This window comes from Curtobacterium sp. MCBA15_013 (assembly GCF_001865095.1).
GTDB lineage: Bacteria > Actinomycetota > Actinomycetes > Actinomycetales > Microbacteriaceae > Curtobacterium.
Genome location: NZ_MJGQ01000002.1, coordinates 120,987 through 138,406, shown reverse-complemented (window position 1 = coordinate 138,406; position 17,420 = coordinate 120,987). Strand labels below are relative to the sequence as shown.

The window sequence follows — 17,420 nt, the reverse complement described above, 5'->3', positions numbered from 1 at the left end:
GATGAAGAACACCACACGCAGGACGACGGGACGCGCCCTCGCGATCCTCGCCGGAGCGGCCGTCACGGCCCTCGCGCTGACCGCCTGCTCGAGCGGCAGCAGCGCCGGCAGCGGCGGCGGGAGCGGCAAGGTCGACGGATCGATCACCCTGCAGACCTGGGCGCTGACCCCGACCTACACGGACTACCTCAACGGCGTGATCAAGGACTTCGAGGCGAAGTACCCGGACGCGAAGGTGAAGCTCGTCGACCAGCCCGGCGACGGCTACGCCGACAAGGTCCTGAGCCAGGCGTCGTCGAACTCCCTGCCCGACGTGATCAACCTGCCGCCGGACATCGCCCTGCCCCTCGCCAAGCGCGGCTTCCTGCAGGACGTCGCGAAGGACGACTCGAAGCTCTCGAGCACCTACGTCAAGGGCGCGCTCGCTGCGTACAACTACAAGGGCGTCGACGGCACCTTCGGGTACCCGTGGTACCTCAACACGGACGTCGACTACTGGAACAAGACGATGTTCGAGCAGTGCGGCCTCGACCCGGCCAACCCGCCGAAGACCACCGACGAGCTCTTCGCGCAGGCCGAGACCATGCACCAGAAGTGCCCGGACGACTACCTGATGAGCCGCAAGCCCGGCCTGTCGGACTTCTCGCTCGCCGGCGTCAAGATCATCAACGACCAGGGCACGAAGTTCACCTTCGCGAACTCGTCGAAGGCGGCCGACCTCATCGCGAAGTACGCGAAGGCCTACAAGGAGGGCCTGATGCCCTCGTCCGTCCTGAACACCGACTACCTCGGCAACTCCACGCTGTTCACGCAGGGCAAGGTCGCCTGGACCACCGGTGGCGCCACCGCGATCAGTGACTTCGAGAAGAACAACCCGTCGCTCAAGGGCAACATCGTCGTGTCGTCGGCCCTCGACAACCCGCCGCTCTACGTGCAGGGCCTCAGCGTCAGCGCGAAGAGCAAGCACATCGCCACGGCCGAGGCGCTCGCCGCCTTCATGACGAACGCGAAGAACCAGGAGGCCTTCGCGCACCTGGTCAACATCTTCCCGTCGACCACCTCGTCGCAGTCCGACCCGTACTTCTCGAAGGACGACGGCACCGTCGAGGCCAAGGCCCGCGTGCTCGCCAACAACGCCCTGAAGACGGCGAAGAACCTCAACCCGGTCGAGGCGAACTCGGCGATGACCGACTTCCTCGACCAGCAGATCGCGCTGGCGATGAAGGGCGGCACGACGCCGAAGCAGGCGCTGCAGACCGCGCAGACCAAGATGAACAGCCTGCTGGCGAACAGCTGATGCGCGCCAACCGCTGGTTCACGCCCTGGCTGCTCGTCCTGCCGGCGCTCGTCTGGTTGCTCGCGTTCAGTCTCTGGCCGTCGATCAACACCGTCCGGCTGTCGTTCACGAACGCCAGCCCGCTCGGGGGCGTGAGCCAGTGGGTGGGCCTCGAGAACTTCGAGACGCTGCTCGCCGACCCGCAGGTGTGGGAGGCGCTCCTCAACAGCGTCATCTACATGGCGGTGTGCCTGCCGCTGCTGACGGTGCTCCCGCTGCTCATGGCGGTGCTCGTCGAGCGGAAGCTCCCCGGCATCGCGTTCTTCCGGACCGCGTACTACACGCCGGTGATCGCCAGCGCCGTGGTCGTCGGACTCATCTGGAACTGGATCCTCGACGACCGCGGGGTCATCAACGAGATGGCGCAGTCCCTCGGGATCGTGCAGAGCTCCATCCCGTTCCTCACCGACCGGTGGCTGCTCGTCTTCAGCGCGATCAGCCTGACGGTCTGGAAGGGCCTCGGGTACTACATGATCATCTTCCTGGCGGCCCTCGGGAACGTCGGCAAGGACCTGCACGAAGCCGCGGCCCTCGACGGCGCCGGCTCCGTCCGCCGGTTCTGGTCCGTGACCATGCCCGGCGTCCGGGGGACCATGACCCTCGTCGGCATCCTCGTGTGCGTGAGCGCGCTCCGGGTGTTCAGCGAGCTCTACATCCTCACCAACGGCACCGGCGGACCGGGCGGGCAGGACAACTCGCTCGTCATGCTCATCCAGCAGTACGCCCGCGGCTTCACCGGCAACCTCGGCTACGCGTCCGCCCTGAGCCTCCTGCTCTTCGTCGTGACGCTCATCCCGATGCTCGCCCTCGCCCGGATGAACAGCAAGGCGGACAAGTGACCAACACGACCTCGACCACCGAACCCGTCCTCGGGGGCGCCGCCGGCGCGGCCGCACCCGCGCCGGACGTGACCGGCGCGACCGACGGGAGCCGCGCCTCCCGGCCGAACGGACGCAACGGACGCAACGGACGCAAGCGGCGCCGCGCCGCGTGGGGCGTCATGTCCACCCGCGAGAAGGTGCTCCGCTACGTCCTGCTCGTCGTGGTCCTCTTCATCACGATCGGGCCGTTCCTCTGGCAGCTGTCGACCTCGCTCAAGGGCACGGGGGAGGACATCTACACGGCGAACCCGTCCTTCATCCCGACGCAGCCGACCTTCGGCAACTACCTGCGGGTGGGCGAAGCGATCCCCGTGTTCGGGTACATCGGCAACTCCCTCGTCGTCGCCGCGATCGACGTGCTCGGCAACATCGTGTTCGCGACCCTCGCGGGCTTCGCGCTCGCCCGGCTGCAGTGGCGCTTCCGCAAGGCCGTGCTCGGGCTCTTCCTGGCCACCCTGGTGCTCCCGGGCGAGGCGACGATCATCTCCCAGTTCGTCACCGTGAAGGACCTCGGCCTCGCCGACTCCCTCGTGGGCGTCGCCCTGCCCGGCATGATCGCGGCGCTCAACGTCCTGCTCATGTTCAACGCGTTCCGGCAGATCCCCGAGGAGATCGACCAGGCAGCCGTGATGGACGGCGCGAACGCCCTGCAGCGGCTCCGGTACATCTCGCTGCCCGCCGTGCAGGGGACCATCGCCGTCATCGCGATCTTCTCGTTCATCGGCGCGTGGGACGACTTCCTCTGGCCGCTCATCGTGCTGCAGTCGCCGGACAAGCTGACGCTGACCGTCGGGCTGCAGTACCTGCAGGGCACGTTCGCGACCGACCAGCGCATGATCGCGGCCGGCACGATGATCGCGTTCATCCCGATCGCGGTGATCTTCGCGATCCTGCAGCGGTTCTTCTTCAAGGGCGTCGAAGAGGGCGGGGTGAAGGGCTGATGCGCTTCGGCGTCAACCACACCCCCTCGGTCGGCTGGTTCCACTCGTGGCTCGACTTCTCGCCGTCGGACACGGCGCGGGACATGGAGCAGATCGCGTCGCTCGGCGCGGACCACGTGCGGATCTTCCCGCTCTGGCCGGTCGTGCAGCCGAACCGGACGCTCATCCGGCAGTCGGCGCTCCGGGACGTCGCGACGGTCGTCGACATCGCGGGCTCGTTCGGGCTCGACGTCAACGTCGATGCGCTGCAGGGGCACCTGTCGAGCTTCGACTTCGTGCCCTCGTGGCTCGAGAGCTGGCACCGCCGGAACATGTTCACCGACCCGGACGTGGTCGCGTCGACGGCGGCCTACGTCGAGGCGCTCGCCGCGTCCGTCGCCGACAAGCCGAACCTGCTCGGGATCACCATCGGCAACGAGGTGAACCAGTTCGCGCACGCGCCGCACCCGACGCCGCACGACATCACGGCGGAGCAGGGGCACGCGTGGGCGGCAGCGATGGTCGCGGCAGCGCGGGCCGGGCTGTCGAGTCCGGTCGGCCTGGAGGCGCGGCTCGGCTCGGCACCGCCCGCCCGCCCCGGCACCGGGTCGCGTCCACGGCCCCTGGTCACCGTCGCGCAGTACGACGCGGCCTGGTACGACGACGCCCAGCCGTTCGGCCCCGAACACGCGGCCGACCACGGCGACGCGACCGTCACGCACTCGTGGGTGTTCAACGGCTCGGCGACCCTGCACGGCGCACTCGGGGCCGGCTCGGTCCGCCACGGCGAGTACCTGCTGCAGCTCGCGAGCGCGTGGAACCGTGACCCCGAGCGCCCGAACTGGCTGCAGGAGGTGGGTGCGCCGACGAACGTGGTCGACCCCGCCGACGCCGCCGCGTTCACCGAGCAGACGATCCGGCACGTGCTCGACGCGCAGCACGTGCTCGGCGTCACGTGGTGGTGCTCGCACGACGTCTCGCGGTCGCTCGCGGACTTCCCGGAGCTCGAGTACGACCTCGGCCTCTTCACGAACGACGGTCGGCTGAAGCCGGCGGGGGAGGCCTTCGCCGCCCTCGCCCGCGAGCACGGCACCCGCGGCCGGGCCGACACGACCGGTGCCGTGTCCGGGCCGCCGGCCACCGCCCTCGTGCTGGACGACGTGCTCGCGGACGGCACCGCACGTGGCGGGCTCCGGGCCGACTGCGCGCCGGGAGGCCGGTTCGCCGCCGCCTGGCTCGACCTCGCCGAGGCCGCCCCGGACGGACGCGGTCCCCAGGTGGTCCTGCGTTCGCGGGTCGACGACCACGCGCTGCTCGCCGCCCGGGGCATCACCCGGTGCGTCGACGTCCCCGAGGACACCGCCACCGAGCTCCTGTCGGTGGCCCACCCGGCCACGATGGCCTGAGCCGCACACCCCACACGCCCCGCACACCCCGCACGTCCAGCACCACCGCACGACAGGAAGGTCTCCATGCACGACGACATCCCGCTCACCACCGGCCGGGCGCGACGCGTCCTCGACGAACGCATCCTGCCGGCGGTGCACGCCACCGCGACGCCGCTCGAGACCGCGTGGCACGAGCTGCCGGGGGAGCCGATCGCGCCCGCGGCCGGGCTCGCGCTCGACTTCACGCCGTACGAGGTGGGGACGACGTGGGGTGCCGCGTGGGGGACGACGTGGTTCCGGCTGACCGGGACCGTGCCGGACGAGTGGGCCGGCCGCCGTGTGGAGGCCGTCGTCGACCTCGGCTTCGACAAGAACATGCCGGGGTTCCAGTGCGAGGGACTCGTCTACCGCGCGGACGGCACGCCCGTGAAGTCGATCAACCCCCGGAACCAGTGGGTGCTCGTCGCGGAGGAGGCCGTCGGCGGCGAGACCGTCGAGCTCTTCGTCGAGGCGGCGTCGAACCCCGTCCTGCTCGACTACCACCCCTTCCTCCCGACGCAGGAGGGCGACGTCCAGACCTCGTCGTCGACGCGCCTCTACACGAGTCGCCGGATGGACCTCGCCGTCTTCGAGTCCGAGGTGCACGAACTCGCGCTCGACATCGACGTCCTGCTCGAACTGCAGGCCGAGCTCCCGGAGGGGCCGCGGCGGATGCGGATCCTGCAGGCGCTCGACGATGCCCTCGACCGGCTCGACCTGCAGCACATCGCCGCGACCGCCCCCGAGGCCCGGGCGGCCCTCGCGGACGTCCTCGCCGCGCCCGCCGAGGTCTCCGCCCACACGATCTCCGCCGTCGGGCACGCGCACATCGACTCCGCCTGGCTCTGGCCGGTCCGCGAGACGATCCGGAAGGTCGCCCGCACCACCTCGACGATGACCGAGCTCATCGACCAGACCGACGACTTCCTGTACGGCATGTCGAGTGCGCAGCAGTACGCGTGGATCAAGGAGCACCGGCCCGAGGTCTACGCCCGGGTCAAGGCCGCCGTGGCGGCCGGACGCTTCCTGCCGATCGGCGGCATGTGGGTGGAATCCGACACCGTGATGCCGACGGGCGAGAGCATCGTCCGTCAGTTCTCGCAGGGGCAGCGGTTCTTCGAGCGCGAGTTCGGGATCCGGCCGAAGGGGGTCTGGCTGCCGGACAGCTTCGGGTACTCCCCGGCGCTGCCGCAGCTCATGCGTCGCGCGGGCTTCGAGTGGTTCTTCACGCAGAAGATCTCGTGGAACCAGGTCAACAAGTTCCCGCACCACACCTTCCTCTGGGAGGGCATCGACGGCTCGCGGGTGTTCTCGCACTTCCCGTCGATGGACACCTACAACTCGCGGTTGTCCGGCAGCGAGGTCGCGAAGGCCTCCCGGCAGTTCCGCGAGAACCGGCTCGCCTCGGGGTCGATCGCGCCGGTCGGCTGGGGCGACGGCGGCGGTGGCACGACCCGCGAGATGACCGGCACGGCGAAGCGCCTTGCCGACCTCGAGGGGAGTGCGAAGGTCCGCTGGGAGCACCCGGACACGTTCTTCGACCGGGCGAAGTCCGAGCTGCCCGACCCGCCGGTGTGGGTGGGGGAGCTCTACCTCGAGCTGCACCGTGCGACCCTGACCAGCCAGCACGGCACGAAGCAGGGCAACCGCCGTTCCGAGCAGCTCCTCATCGAGGCCGAGCTCTGGGCCACGACCGCCGCATCCCGGACCGAGTTCGAGTACCCGTACGACGAGCTCGACGCGCTCTGGCAGCAGGTCCTGCTCCAGCAGTTCCACGACATCCTGCCGGGGACCTCGATCGCGTGGGTGCACCGTGAAGCGGTCGCGAAGTACGCCGAGACGGACCGCGCCCTGACCGCGATCATCGACCAGGCGCTGTCGGCGCTCGCCGGTACCGGGGACGCGGCCGTCGTCGTGAACCCGGCCCCGTTCCTCCAGGCCGGCGCACCCGCGCAGGGCGCGGTCCTGGCGACCGACGTGCCGGAGCCGACCGCCGTGGCACTGACCGAGGAGGACGGCGGGTACGTGCTCGCCAACGACCTCGTCCGGGTCGTCGTCGACGCGCAGGGGCTCGTGACGAGCGCCGTCGACCGGGCGACCGGGCGTGAGTCGATCACTCCCGGACAGGCGGCGAACCTGCTGCAGCTGCACCAGGACTTCCCGAACATGTGGGACGCGTGGGACGTCGACCGCTACTACCGGAACCGGGTCGAGGACCTCGTGTCGGTCACCGGGCTGCACGGTTCGGTCGACGCGGACGGCGTCGCGCGCGTCGTCGTCGAGCGGGCGTTCGGCGACTCGACGGTCCGGCAGGAGCTCGTGCTCGCGCCGGACTCCCGCACGCTGGAGTTCGACCAGACGACCGACTGGCACGAGACCGAGAAGTTCCTCAAGGTCGCGTTCCCGCTCGACGTCCGCGCCGAGCACACCGTCGCCGAGACGCAGTTCGGGGCGCAGAAGCGGGTGACGCACACGAACACCTCGTGGGAGGCCGCGAAGTTCGAGACCTCGATGCACCGCTACGTGCTCGTGTCCGAGCCGGGCTTCGGCGTCGCCCTCGTGAACGACTCGATCCACGGGTTCGACACCACGCGCGACGCCGTCGACGGGCACGTGACCACCACCGTGCGGCTCTCACTGCTGCGGGCACCGCGGTTCCCCGACCCCGAGACCGACCAGGGCGTGCAGACGCACCGGTACGGGATCGTCATCGGCACCGACCAGCTCGGGGCGACGGCGGCCGGCGTGGTCATGAACGCCGCTGCACGGGTGACCACCGGTGGGCACGGGTTCGACCCGCTCGTGCAGGTCTCCGGGGACGTCGTGGTGTCGAGCGTCAAGCTCGCCGACGACCGGTCCGGCGACCTGGTCGTGCGGGTGTACGAGCCGTCCGGGCAGCGGGGGACCGGCGGGATCGTGGTCGACGCGCCGTTCGGTCCGGGGGCGGAGGTCACCTTGCTCGAGGAGCCACTGGCCTCGGCCGGGACCGTCGACGCGTCCTCGTTCGCCGTCGACGCCTACGAGGTCCGCACCTTCCGCTTCCCACACAACTGAACGACCGACCCATTCAAGGAGGAATGTGATGAAGAAGAGGATGACGTTCGGGATCGTGGCGGCCATCGCCGCGATGGTGGCGGCACCACTCGTGCCGTCCGCAGCGTCGGCTGACCCGGCGCGAGCGACCGCGTCTGCGACCAGCGCGACGAAGTCCGGGCCCACGAGCATTGCGTACGTGGAGGTCAACAACGACCAGCTCGCGAACGTCGGCCGTTACCAGCTGGCGAACGGGGCGAACGCGTTCGACGTGGCGATCATCTTCGCCGCGAACATCAACTGGAACGGCTCGAAGGCCGTCCTGTACAACAACGACAAGGTGCAGGCGACGCTCGACGCCGCGGCGACGCAGATCAAGCCGCTGCAGGCCAAGGGCATCAAGGTCTCGCTGTCGATCCTCGGCAACCACCAGGGCGCCGGGATCGCCAACTTCCCGACCCAGGCAGCCGCCGCGGACTTCGCGTCCCAGGTCACCGCCACGGTCACGAAGTACGGCCTCGACGGGGTCGACCTCGACGACGAGTACTCCGACTACGGCACGAACGGCACGCCGCAGCCGAACCAGCAGTCGATCGGCTGGCTCATCACCGCGCTCCGTGCCCAGATGCCCGGCAAGCTCATCTCGTTCTACGACATCGGCCCGGCGTCCTCGTCGCTCTCGTCGTCGAGCAGCACCATCGGCTCGAAGCTCGACTACGCCTGGAACCCGTACTACGGCACCTACTCGGCGCCGTCGATCCCGGGCCTCGGGAAGGCGAAGCTGTCCGCCGCCGCGGTCGACATCCAGAACACGGCGCAGTCCACCGCGGTGTCGCTCGCACAGCGCACGAAGGCCGACGGGTACGGCGTCTTCATGACGTACAACCTGCCGGACGGTGACGTCTCGTCGTACGTGTCGTCGATGACGCAGGTGCTCTACGGGCAGGCCGCGACGTACCACTGACGTCGCGTCCGGTGCGGCGGCTCGCGCCCCGCGTCTCCTCGGCACGGTCCAGGAGGCGCGGGGCGCGTCCGTCCCGTCCCGCACCTTGCGGATCACCGCATCTCTCGCCCCCAGAAGGGGAGGTTCGGTCGGGTTTGGACGCGCGGCGTCGCTATCGTGAGCGAACCCGAAGCTTCGACAGAGGCTCACCAACGAGAGACCGCATCACCATGATCCCGAAGAAGGCGCTCGTCGCCGTCGCGGCTGCAGGAGCCATCGTCGTCCTCCTGGCCGGCTGTTCGACCCTCTCGACGTCCGAGAAGACCCCCGAGGCGGTCCGCGCGACAGGCACGTCCTCCCCGACGCCAGAGGCGGTCAAACCTCCCGAGCTCGCCGGGGAGTGGAAGCAGAACAACTCCGCAAGTGCTGACGGTTGGATGACGGCCACGATCACCGCGAACACGATCACGGCGAACTTCGTGACCAACGGGGGCGACACGACGTCCCTGTTCTGGGCAGGCAGCTTCACCCCGCCATCGGACGACTCGTCGCCCTACGTCTGGACCTCATCCCGCGACGAGGCCGCCACCGAGTCGGCCCTGCTCGCATCGACCGATGCCACGAAGGACTTCTCCTACGAGGACAGCGAGATCAGTTTCCCGGTCACGATCGCCGGGAGTACCGCGACGGTCCGGATGTCACGGGAGTGAGCTGAAGAGAGCCCCGCACCACGGTGGTCCTGGCCGCAGTCGCTGCAACGGTCTCCACGCGTGCGCGTTGACCGTCCTGGTTCGCGGAACCCGGGAATCGTGAACCGGAACGGTCACGAACGCGGCAGAACCCGCCCGTCCGCGTGCGGCGCGCCGTACGATCGCGACGTGGAGCTCCAGTTCACCGGCGAGGTCATCGAGTGGCGCGGTCCGGCGCCGTTCTTCTACGCCGTCGTGCCTCCGGACGCCGCCGAGGTGATCCACGACCTCGCTCCGATGCTCACCTACGGCTGGGGCGTGATCCCCGCCCGCGTGACGATCGGGTCGGTGACCTGGACGACCTCGCTCTTCCCGAAGGACGGCGGGTACCTCGTGCCCCTCCGGGCCGCGGAACGTCGCCGCGCGGGTGTCGAGCTGGGCGACGAACCGGCGATCACCCTCGAGCTCGCAGGTCCCTGACACTCCTCCACAGCGTGGGCTGTCTCGGACCAGTTCCACAACGTCTCCCGCCGACCTTCGGCACCTCCCCGTCGCTCCCTACCGTCGCAGGCAGTGGAGGGGAGGTGCCGATGGTCGAACGGCCACGACATCCCAAGAAGGAGATCGAGCACGTGATGCGCACCGCCGAAGCGCGCGGGTGGCGCTTCGTGAAGGGGCGGAAGTACTACAAGGCCTATTGCCCGTGTGGTGTGCACCTGCACACGGTCCACATGACGCCGTCGAACCCCTGGTACGTTGTGCATCTGAAGTATCGGCTCGCGCGAACAGACTGCTGGGACAGGAGAACGTCATGACGAACTACCTCGTACGCGTCGAGTGCGCAGCATTGCTCGGAGCATCGGACGACTTCCGGGCAGAGCTCCCGACGGACTTCGACGTCATCGCCGAAGCGCTCTTCGATCTCGAGGACGTCCACGATCAGGACCTGACCGCCGACCTCGCGACCGGCACCCTCACCTTCTCGATCGGTGTCGTCGCCGACGACGAGTTCGGTGCGCTCGATCGGGCGCTCGGCGCCGTCAGGACGGCGCTGCACGCCGCCGGCCGAGGTACGCCCGGATGGGAGCGGCACTACCGGATGCTGCGGCAGGAAGTCGAAGAGGAGCCGGTGGCTGCGCTCTAGGCGTTGTGCGGCATGGGGTAGCCCTGTCAGCCGTACTGCCTCACAGCCAGACGGCGACGCCGCCGTGGGATGAGCACGTTCCTCGTCGGGACTGGCTGAAGCTGTACGTGCCGTCACCACACTTGGCTGTGGCGCCGGCAGGCGCGCTCGAAGCGGCTTCGGGGCGACAGACCGTTGTTCCTGTGGTGTTGACGTAGCTACCGTTCGTGCATGTCGGTGCTTCGGGTGCGGCCGGCGCGACGGGGGCGACGTAGGTTCCGACCGTGGTGACCTGTGTCACCGGTGGGGTGGTGACCCGATCGCTCCTCAGGACTCGTCCGGTCTCCACACCGTCGGAGTAGGTGACGACGTACGTCTTCGTATTGACACCGCGCACCCCTGGAGTCGTGATCGATGTCGTGCCTCGAGCCAGGGTCGAGCTCTCCACCGTGGTGGAGTCAAATGAGATCCGTGAGGTCTCGGTCACCGTCTCCGTCGTCACCACCGGCGTGGGCGCGGGGGTGGGTGTGTGCGTCACCGTGGACGTCGGCGTAGCGGAGCTCGTCGGCTTCGTGTGCGCCGTTGAGCTCGGGGCCGTCACAGAGGCGAGCTGCGCCGGTGCTTCCGGCAACGGGTGGGTCGCGCCGTACGCAGAGGTCGACCCGATCAGCGCCGCCAAGGCGATGCCCGCACCGATCGCAGCAGTCGCGCGCTTCCGTGGCATCCGCAGCCACGTCGAGCGTCGGAAGGCGACGCCGTAGAGCATCGTGGGGAGCACGATGAGGGCGACCATCATCAGCATCCCCCAGACCCCTGTCGATGCCAAGCCGGCGAAGGCGAGGATGGCGGTACCCACGATGCCGAGCCACGTGATGATCGGTACTTGACGCCGAGCGCGTCGGGCGATCGGACTTGTGGACGGGCGGGTGTTCGACACTGAGCTCCTTGGTGCGGCGAGGGACGCTCAAGTATGCAAGAGGTGACTCAGGCGTCCCATCCCCAGTTCTGGGTGGTTTCCCGAGACGGGCGGGTCACCAGCGGCGTCGGAGCTCGGCCGCGACCAGGTCGGTCGTCGTGCTCGTGATCGCCGGGGCCTGCTCGCCGAGCGCGCGACGGAGAGCGCGTTCGCGGGCCGTGACGGCTCGGAGGGCACGGCGTTCGGCGTGCCGGAGGCTCCAGCGGACGAGCGCGGTGCCGAGTCGGTTGGTCAGGACCTCGACCGGCGAGATCGGCGGGACCGGGAGCGTGCGGGGCTGGTAGGTGGTCACGGTGTCGGCTCCTCGTCGATGATCGGGACGCTGCGGACCTGGGCGAACACACGACGGACGCCCTCGGGCAGATCGGCGGCCTGCCCGCGGATGGCGCGGTACCGCTCGATGACGGCCTCGAACTCCCGCCACATCGCGCCGTACTCGTCGGGAGTGAGCGCGACGTAGGTCGACGACCCCGAGACGCCACGCCAGTCGGCCGGGACGGTGTCGGGGTCACGGGTGGTCCACTCGCGCACCAGGTCGTTCTCGGCGTCCATCACGGCGAGGCTCGCGAGCTGCGTCGCCGTCTGCTGCGCGGGGGAGGCCGGGCCCTCGTCGGGGCCGCCGATGCTGATCCGACCGGCGGTGCGTTCCCACCAGCGCTCGCGGGCGTTGCCGCGGAGGGGGAGCTCGTGGACGAACCCGTGGCGCTCGAGCTGCCGGAGGTGGTAGCTCGTCGAGCCGCTCGACTCGCCCAGCTTCGCGCCGAGCGACGTCGCGGTCGAGGGGCCGTTCTGGGAGAGCAGGTCGAGCAGGCGCGCCCGGAGCGGGTGCGCCAGCGCCTTGAGGGCGGCGACGTCGAGGATGCGGGTCTCGTCGGTCATGGCTCGACCGTACACCGCAAAGAGATGTTTGCAAACAGTTCTTTGCAAACACTTCCTTGCAGTCGGTCCACCGCACACCGATCGACGGCCCGGAAGGGCCGAGAGCGAGGAGTGGAGGGGATGACGGGAATCGAACCCGCGTGGCCAGTTTGGAAGACTGGGGCTCTACCATTGAGCTACATCCCCGCGCCTGCGCACCAGGCGCAGCCTGACCATCGTAGCGGACGAACGAGCACCGACATGTCACCACGTACCGTGTCGTCCCGGGTCGTGCTCCCGCCGAGCGACCGGGATGCCCGGCGGATCAAGCGCTCGCGCGTGCTCTCCTACGTGCTGGTCGTCCTCGCCGCGATCGTCCTCTCGTTGCGACCGGAGCTGTTCGGGGACCCGCAGACCCAACCCGCGCACGCGCTCCTGCACGCCTGGCGCATCGTCGCCGGCATCCTGCTCGCGGTGGCCGCGCTCGGCGTGCAGGTCGTCGTCGGCGTGCGGTGGCGGACGGACCTGCGACGCGCCGCCGACGACGGCTCCGAACCTGCCGGGAACCGCGCGCCCGGGGACCGCTAGACTCATCGGCGTCGCATGCGCCCCACCGGCGTGCGCGGACACCCCTGGCCCAGTCAAACGGGGCGTAGCTCAGCTTGGTAGAGCGCCCGCTTTGGGAGCGGGAGGTCGCAGGTTCAAATCCTGTCGCCCCGACCAGGACCACACGAACGTCAACCAACAGGAGAACATCCCTTGGCCACCAGCACCGTCGACAAGGTGAGCGACACCCGCGTCAAGCTCACCGTGAACGTGACGCCGGAAGATCTCAAGCCGAGCATCGACCACGCGTACAAGCACATCGCCGAGCAGATCAACATCCCCGGCTTCCGCAAGGGCAAGGTCCCGCCGGCGATCGTCGACCAGCGCGTCGGCCGCGGCGAGGTCCTGAACCACGCCGTCGGCGACGCCATCGACAACTTCTACCGCCAGGCGGTGGAGGAGCAGGAGCTGCGCATCCTCGGTCGTGCCGAGGCCGACGTCGCCGAGCTCCCGAACGTCAAGGACTTCACGGGCGACCTCGTCCTCACCTTCGAGGTGGACGTCCGCCCCGAGTTCGACCTGCCGGAGTACGACAAGTACGAGCTCACCGTCGACGCGGTCGAGGTCTCGGACGACGAGATCGAAGAGGAGCTGCAGAACCTGCGCACCCGCTTCGGCACGCTCGTCACGGTCGACCGCCCGGCGACCTCGGGTGACTTCGCCCAGATCGACCTCACCGCCACCATCGGCGACGACGAGGTCGACTCGGCCACCGGCGTCTCCTACGAGATCGGCTCCGGCGACCTGCTCGAGGGCATCGACGAGGCGCTCGAGTCCCTCACCGCCGGCGAGTCCACCACCTTCGAGTCGAAGCTCGTCGGTGGCGACCGCGAAGGCGAGATCGCCCAGATCGCCGTGACCGTCACCGCCGTCAAGGAGCGCGAGCTCCCCGAGGCCGACGACGAGTTCGCTCAGATCGCCAGCCAGTTCGACACGATCGACGAGCTCAGGGCGGACCTCAAGGAGCAGATCGCGAAGTCCAAGACCTTCGGGCAGGGCGCCGCGGCTCGCGACAAGCTCGTCGAGAAGCTCATCGAGGACGTCAACATCCCGATCTCGGAGCAGCTCATCGAGGACGAGGTGCATCGCCACCTCGAGCAGGAGAACCGCCTCGAGGACGACGAGCACCGCAAGGAGGTCTCCGAGTCCAGCGAGAAGGCCTTCCGCTCGCAGATCCTCCTCGACTCGATCGCCGAGAAGGAAGAGATCCAGGTCTCGCAGGAAGAGCTCACGCAGTACCTCATCCAGGCCGCTGCGCAGTACGGCATGGAGCCGGGCGAGTTCATCAAGGTCATCGACCAGAACGGGCAGATCCCGGGCATGGTCGGCGAGGTCGCGCGCTCCAAGGCCGTCGCGACCGTCCTCTCCAAGGTGACCGTCAAGGACACCAACGGTGACGACGTCGACCTCTCCGCCTTCACGGCGGGGGTCGCGCAGACGCCTGCGGAGGATGCCGAGTAACGATCTCGACGCCACCAGCACGACGGACGGGAGGCGCGGTGCCAGCTGGCACCGCGCCTCCCGTCCCGTATTTCGGCACCACCGCATTGCCGACAGCGAACAGACGAGAAGTGGTGCGTTGCACCCGATAAGTTCGACAACAAGCGACAACTGAACGGGAGCTTTTCCATGGCCGAAGCGACACTGAACCCCAGTGTTTTTGACCGCCTTCTGAGAGACCGGATCGTGTGGCTCGGCTCCGAGGTCCGCGACGACAACTCGAACGAGATCGCAGCCAAGCTGCTGATGCTCGCCGCCGAGGACCCTGAGAAGGACATCTACCTCTACATCAACTCGCCCGGTGGCTCGATCACCGCCGGTATGGCGATCTACGACACGATGCAGTTCGTGCCGAACGACATCGTCACGGTGGGCATCGGCCTCGCCGCCTCGATGGGGCAGTTCCTGCTCTCGTCGGGCACCCCGGGCAAGCGCTACATCACCCCGAACGCGCGTGTGCTCCTGCACCAGCCGTCGGGTGGGTTCGGTGGCACGGCCGCCGACATCCAGACGCAGGCGAAGGTCATCCTCGACATGAAGCAGCGGATGGCCGAGCTCACGGCGGAGCAGACCGGCAAGTCGATCGAGCAGATCCTCAAGGACAACGACCGCGACAACTGGTTCACGGCGCAGGAAGCCCTCGAGTACGGCTTCGTCGACCACCTCCGTGCATCGTCGACCGAGGTCATCGGCGGTGGTGGCACCGTCGGCGACGGCGAGACCCCCACCGACGCGGCCGAGCCCGACGCCCAGTCCTGACCCCACCCACCGAAGAAAAGGAAACGAGAATGCATCTCCCCATGCTCGGTGGCGCGCAGAACGTCCCGGCCCCCACTGATCGGTACATCCTGCCGAGCTTCGAAGAGCGCACGGCCTACGGCTACAAGCGGCAGGACCCGTACGCGAAGCTGTTCGAGGACCGCATCGTGTTCCTCGGCGTCCAGGTCGACGACGCGTCGGCCGACGACGTCATGGCCCAGCTGCTCGTGCTCGAGTCGATGGACCCGGACCGCGACATCGTGATGTACATCAACTCGCCCGGTGGCTCGTTCACCGCGATGACGGCGATCTACGACACGATGCAGTACATCCGTCCGCAGATCCAGACGGTCTGCCTCGGTCAGGCTGCCTCGGCGGCGTCGGTGCTCCTCGCTGCCGGTACCCCCGGCAAGCGTCTGGCGCTCCCGAACGCCCGCGTGCTCATCCACCAGCCGGCGGTCCAGCAGGGCGGCGGTCAGGCCTCCGACATCGAGATCCAGGCAGCGGAGATCCTCCGCATGCGCACCTGGCTCGAGGAGACCCTGTCGAAGCACTCGAACCGCACGCCGGAGCAGGTCAACAACGACATCGAGCGCGACAAGATCATGTCCGCCGAAGAGGCGCTCGAGTACGGCCTGATCGACCAGGTCCTGACGAGCCGCAAGAACCTGCCGGCGCTCGTCAAGTAGTACCGGCGACCCGCACGACGAAGGCCCCGCACCGATCGGTGCGGGGCCTTCGTCGTGCGGTGGTGCCGTGGCGCCGTCAGTCGTCGGTGGGGTCGTCGTCGGCCGCGGGGGCGGGGCGACGACGCAGGAGCAGCAGGAGCGCGACGACGAGCCCGACGAGCACGACGCCGCCGGCACCGATCCAGAGGGCGTCGGACGTCGTGGAGTCGGTGTCGCCCGAGGCGGTGCCCGTGGTGTCGGCACTGGCACTCGCCGCGCTGCCGGCCGTGGCGCAGACGGGCGGGGTGGACGAGCCCTTCGACGGGGTGAACCCGGCGGGGGCGTCCCACGTGAAGCGGTACTCGTCGGACACGGTGTGCCCGTCGGCGGAGACGATCTGCCACTCGACGGTGTACTTCCCCGAGGCGCCGAGTGCGGCCGTCGTGGTCATCGAGGGGCCGTCCACGTCGAGGCAGCCGTCCTCGTAGTACTTCCCGTCGGGGCCGACGATCCGGTAGGCGAAGCCCGAGTTCGTGTCGTCGATGTCGAGCAGCTTGTCGTTCGTCGTGATCTCGAAGGCCTTCGGCAGCGCGGTCAGCGTGCCGTCGACCTTCGGGGTCGAGGCGATCATGTAGTTGTGCGCGCTGGCGGGGCCGGCCAGGCCGAGGACCGCACCGCCTGCGATGGCGAGGGTGGCGGCGACACCGGCACCGCGCCTCCAGGCCCGCCGGAGGCGCGGTGACCGCTCCGTCGACGTGACGCGGTCCGTCGTCGTGACGCGCCTCGTCGAGGTGTCGCGCTCCGTCACTTGGAGGCGCTCCGACGGCGGGTGCCGGCGACGGCGACGACCAGGGCGGCTGCGCCGAGCACCAGGCCGCCGAGGCCGAGGAAGCGTCCGACGAGGTCGGGGTCGGCGGGCGTGGACTCCGCTGCCGCTGCGGCCGTGGGGGTGGCGGCGACGGGGTCACCGTCGTCGTCGGTGGCCTCGGCCGCGGTCAGCGTGATCGAGGGCGCGGGGTGCTCGGGCTCGGCTTCTCCGGCCTTCTGCTCCTGGTTCCACTCGACGGAGCCCTTCTCGCAGATCTGCAGGACGGGGAACTCGACGAGGTCGCCGGGCTTGCCGTCCGGCAGGGAGAAGGACAGCGCGAAGGTGTCCCGCTCATCGGCGGGGAGCGGGGTCTTCGCCGTGTAGGTGATGCTCGTGACGCGTTCGCCCGCGTCCTCGGCGGACTCGTCGTCCGCGGAGGCCGACGGGCTCGTGTACGGCGCCGTGGCCTTCGTGATCGTCCAGTTCGGGTTGACGGTCGGCGTGACCTCGATGACGGACTCCGGCACCTGGAACTCGATCTTCGTCGTGGGGGAGCCGTCGCAGCCGTGCGGGACCGAGAAGGTCGCCGTCGTGTACGAGTTCGCCGCGGTCGAGGTGGCCGTCGCCGAGACGTGGGCGCTGGCGACACCCGCGGTGCCGAGGACGATCGCAGCGGTGACGCCGAGGGTCGCGGTGCCGACGACGGCGAGGCGCTTGGACATGGGGTTCCTTCCGGGACTGCGGGTCCTCCGACCCGCGACTGGGGTTCTACAACTTGTAGAGAAGTCGTGGACACGGTAGCAGGATCGAACGCCCTGGGCGAACGCGCCGGGCGAAACCGGCTCGGCGTCGCGGTCGGTGTCACCGGTTGCGATTAGGCTCGGTACGAGTCG

The 17,420-nt window shown here is 69.1% G+C and carries 19 protein-coding genes and 2 tRNA genes; 15 read left to right on the top strand and 6 right to left on the bottom strand.

From position 1 onward, the window contains the following. The first annotated feature begins 1 nt into the window (after position 1). The 9 genes from BIV01_RS01680 (at position 2) to BIV01_RS01640 (ending at position 10,373) form a co-directional block, all read left to right on the top strand. Positions 2–1,297, top strand: a complete 1,296-nt coding sequence (locus tag BIV01_RS01680; RefSeq protein WP_071301758.1) for an ABC transporter substrate-binding protein — start codon at positions 2–4, stop codon at positions 1,295–1,297. Further along, positions 1,297–2,175 (top strand): carbohydrate ABC transporter permease, encoded by an 879-nt coding sequence (locus BIV01_RS01675; protein ID WP_071295894.1) that lies wholly within the window; start codon positions 1,297–1,299, stop codon positions 2,173–2,175. The genes BIV01_RS01680 and BIV01_RS01675 overlap by 1 nt, the downstream gene beginning before the upstream one ends. After that, entirely contained in the window at positions 2,172–3,158 is a 987-nt protein-coding gene (locus BIV01_RS01670; RefSeq protein WP_139199164.1) for a carbohydrate ABC transporter permease, read from the top strand. The genes BIV01_RS01675 and BIV01_RS01670 overlap by 4 nt, the downstream gene beginning before the upstream one ends. Further along, complete coding sequence (locus tag BIV01_RS01665) at positions 3,158–4,543, top strand: glycoside hydrolase 5 family protein (RefSeq protein WP_071301717.1); 1,386 nt, start codon at positions 3,158–3,160, stop codon at positions 4,541–4,543. Before BIV01_RS01670 ends, BIV01_RS01665 begins: the two co-directional genes overlap by 1 nt. 66 nt (positions 4,544–4,609) lie before the next feature. Further along, entirely contained in the window at positions 4,610–7,618 is a 3,009-nt protein-coding gene (locus BIV01_RS01660; protein WP_071301716.1) for an alpha-mannosidase, read from the top strand. 28 nt (positions 7,619–7,646) lie between these two features. After that, positions 7,647–8,561, top strand: coding sequence for an endo-beta-N-acetylglucosaminidase H (locus BIV01_RS01655; RefSeq protein ID WP_070416581.1), 915 nt, complete (start codon positions 7,647–7,649; stop codon positions 8,559–8,561). Positions 8,562–8,770: 209 nt separating this feature from the next. Further along, positions 8,771–9,250: a hypothetical protein gene (locus tag BIV01_RS01650; protein ID WP_071301715.1), complete on the top strand. Its 480-nt coding sequence runs from the start codon at positions 8,771–8,773 to the stop codon at positions 9,248–9,250. A 168-nt stretch (positions 9,251–9,418) separates the two neighbouring features. Continuing rightward, positions 9,419–9,709: a DUF1905 domain-containing protein gene (locus BIV01_RS01645; protein ID WP_070416579.1), complete on the top strand. Its 291-nt coding sequence runs from the start codon at positions 9,419–9,421 to the stop codon at positions 9,707–9,709. Positions 9,710–10,040: 331 nt separating this feature from the next. Next, complete coding sequence (locus BIV01_RS01640) at positions 10,041–10,373, top strand: hypothetical protein (RefSeq protein WP_083413703.1); 333 nt, start codon at positions 10,041–10,043, stop codon at positions 10,371–10,373. Positions 10,374–10,413: 40 nt separating this feature from the next. Here the strand turns inward: BIV01_RS01640 and BIV01_RS20150 are convergent, their stop codons facing one another. Then, positions 10,414–10,800, bottom strand: a complete 387-nt coding sequence (locus BIV01_RS20150) for a DUF3761 domain-containing protein (protein WP_254791760.1) — start codon at positions 10,798–10,800, stop codon at positions 10,414–10,416. On the opposite strand from BIV01_RS20150, the gene BIV01_RS20145 reads away from it, so the two are divergent. After that, the gene (locus BIV01_RS20145; RefSeq protein ID WP_254791761.1) at positions 10,715–11,113 is read left to right on the top strand and encodes a hypothetical protein; all 399 of its coding nucleotides are present in this window, start codon (positions 10,715–10,717) and stop codon (positions 11,111–11,113) included. The genes BIV01_RS20150 and BIV01_RS20145 overlap by 86 nt on opposite strands. A gap of 270 nt (positions 11,114–11,383) precedes the next feature. Here BIV01_RS20145 and BIV01_RS01630 read toward each other — a convergent pair whose 3' ends face one another. The 3 genes from BIV01_RS01630 to BIV01_RS01620 all read right to left on the bottom strand — a co-directional run bounded on the left by BIV01_RS01630 (position 11,384) and on the right by BIV01_RS01620 (position 12,393). Further along, the gene (locus tag BIV01_RS01630) at positions 11,384–11,620 is read right to left on the bottom strand and encodes a hypothetical protein (RefSeq protein ID WP_070416577.1); all 237 of its coding nucleotides are present in this window, start codon (positions 11,618–11,620) and stop codon (positions 11,384–11,386) included. Then, positions 11,617–12,207: an ArsR/SmtB family transcription factor gene (locus BIV01_RS01625; RefSeq protein WP_071301712.1), complete on the bottom strand. Its 591-nt coding sequence runs from the start codon at positions 12,205–12,207 to the stop codon at positions 11,617–11,619. The genes BIV01_RS01630 and BIV01_RS01625 overlap by 4 nt, the downstream gene beginning before the upstream one ends. Positions 12,208–12,319: 112 nt before the next feature. Beyond that, positions 12,320–12,393, bottom strand: a tRNA-Gly gene (locus BIV01_RS01620). Positions 12,394–12,447: 54 nt separating this feature from the next. Between BIV01_RS01620 and BIV01_RS01615 the strand changes: the two genes are divergently transcribed. From BIV01_RS01615 to BIV01_RS01595, 5 genes are all read left to right on the top strand, one after another. Continuing rightward, positions 12,448–12,774, top strand: a complete 327-nt coding sequence (locus BIV01_RS01615) for a hypothetical protein (RefSeq protein ID WP_139199163.1) — start codon at positions 12,448–12,450, stop codon at positions 12,772–12,774. A gap of 58 nt (positions 12,775–12,832) precedes the next feature. Next, positions 12,833–12,909: transfer RNA gene (locus tag BIV01_RS01610), tRNA-Pro, on the top strand. Positions 12,910–12,945: 36 nt separating this feature from the next. Continuing rightward, positions 12,946–14,253 carry a trigger factor gene (tig, locus tag BIV01_RS01605; RefSeq protein WP_071301710.1) on the top strand — a complete coding sequence of 436 codons (1,308 nt, stop codon included), beginning with the start codon at positions 12,946–12,948 and terminating at the stop codon, positions 14,251–14,253. Positions 14,254–14,421: 168 nt separating this feature from the next. Continuing rightward, positions 14,422–15,051, top strand: coding sequence for an ATP-dependent Clp protease proteolytic subunit (locus BIV01_RS01600; protein WP_070416573.1), 630 nt, complete (start codon positions 14,422–14,424; stop codon positions 15,049–15,051). A 29-nt stretch (positions 15,052–15,080) separates the two neighbouring features. Beyond that, positions 15,081–15,740, top strand: a complete 660-nt coding sequence (locus tag BIV01_RS01595) for an ATP-dependent Clp protease proteolytic subunit (protein WP_070416572.1) — start codon at positions 15,081–15,083, stop codon at positions 15,738–15,740. A gap of 76 nt (positions 15,741–15,816) precedes the next feature. Here the strand turns inward: BIV01_RS01595 and BIV01_RS01590 are convergent, their stop codons facing one another. Both BIV01_RS01590 and BIV01_RS01585 read right to left on the bottom strand, forming a co-directional pair. Continuing rightward, the gene (locus tag BIV01_RS01590; protein ID WP_083413702.1) at positions 15,817–16,527 is read right to left on the bottom strand and encodes a copper resistance CopC family protein; all 711 of its coding nucleotides are present in this window, start codon (positions 16,525–16,527) and stop codon (positions 15,817–15,819) included. Continuing rightward, entirely contained in the window at positions 16,524–17,249 is a 726-nt protein-coding gene (locus BIV01_RS01585; protein WP_071301709.1) for a YcnI family copper-binding membrane protein, read from the bottom strand. Before BIV01_RS01585 ends, BIV01_RS01590 begins: the two co-directional genes overlap by 4 nt. Between the last annotated feature and the right edge of the window lie 171 nt (positions 17,250–17,420).